Origin of the sequence: Bathymodiolus platifrons methanotrophic gill symbiont, assembly GCF_002189065.1 — a bacterium.
In the GTDB taxonomy this organism is placed as follows: Bacteria; Pseudomonadota; Gammaproteobacteria; order Methylococcales; family Methylomonadaceae; genus Methyloprofundus.
In genome coordinates, this window is sequence record NZ_BDMN01000588.1 from 1 (window position 1) to 1145 (window position 1145).

Sequence of the window (1145 nt, forward strand, 5' to 3'; positions counted from 1 at the left end):
CAACCTCTAATGGCTCTCCATCCATAGTCTCACCTTTGATAGTCGCAACTTCAGTAGGGTTTGGAAGATAATCAACTACAGCATCTAATAAAGTCTGAACACCTTTATTTTTAAAAGCCGAACCACAAGTCATAGGAATCATTTCCATTGCAATACAAGCTTTTTTAATTCCCGCTTTAAGTTCCGCATTAGTAATACTAGCAGGGTCTTCTAAATATTTCTCCATTAAAACTTCATCACATTCTGAAACTTTTTCTATCATATTTTCTCTATATTCTTCAGCTTTTTCTTTATATTCAGCTGGAATATCACCTACATTAAATTTAGCACCTAAATCTTCATTTTCCCAAATATATGCTTTCATTCCTACTAAATCAATAATACCTGCAAATTCTGCCTCTGCACCTATTGGTATTTGAATTGGAACTGGATTTGCCTTTAATTTCTCAGCAACCTGAGATTCCACATTATAAAAATCCGCGCCCGTTCTATCCATTTTATTAACAAAAATAACTCGAGGAACACCATATTTATTAGCCTGTCTCCAAACAGTCTCACTTTGAGGCTGAACTCCACCAACAGAGCAAAAAACAGCAACAGCCCCATCAAGAACTCTCATACTTCTCTCAACTTCAATAGTAAAATCAACATGCCCTGGAGTGTCGATAATATTTATCTGCTCATCATTCCAATGACAAGTAGTAGCAGCCGAAGTAATAGTAATACCTCTTTCTTGCTCTTGCTCCATCCAATCCATAGTAGCTGCACCATCATGCACCTCACCGATTTTATGTGATTTTCCTGTATAATACAGAATTCTTTCTGTAGTAGTTGTCTTACCAGCATCAATATGTGCTGCAATACCTATATTTCGTATTTTGTTAAGGGGGTTCGTTCTTGCCATTTGTTAGCCTTGATTAAAATTTAAGCCGTATTATACAATGTTTTTAAACTTCTTTCAATGGGGTTTGCCTTAATATTCAAATAATATTTATGATACTCCTTTTTTTATTATGAGAGCAATGCAAATTAGAAGTACCTAAGATAGGGTGATATAAGATATTAGAAAGTGATTTTTTTGTTCAAATCATAGCCAAAGCTATGTTTTTAACAAAAAAATTGCTTTATGATGTCTTATAGCTCCC

The 1145-nt window shown here is 34.5% G+C and carries 1 protein-coding gene; it reads right to left on the bottom strand.

What is annotated here, in order from left to right:
• A partial coding sequence (locus tag CDZ78_RS20750; protein WP_140414284.1) for a GTP-binding protein occupies window positions 1–904 on the bottom strand: 904 nt, incomplete at its 3' end.
• Between the last annotated feature and the right edge of the window lie 241 nt (window positions 905–1145).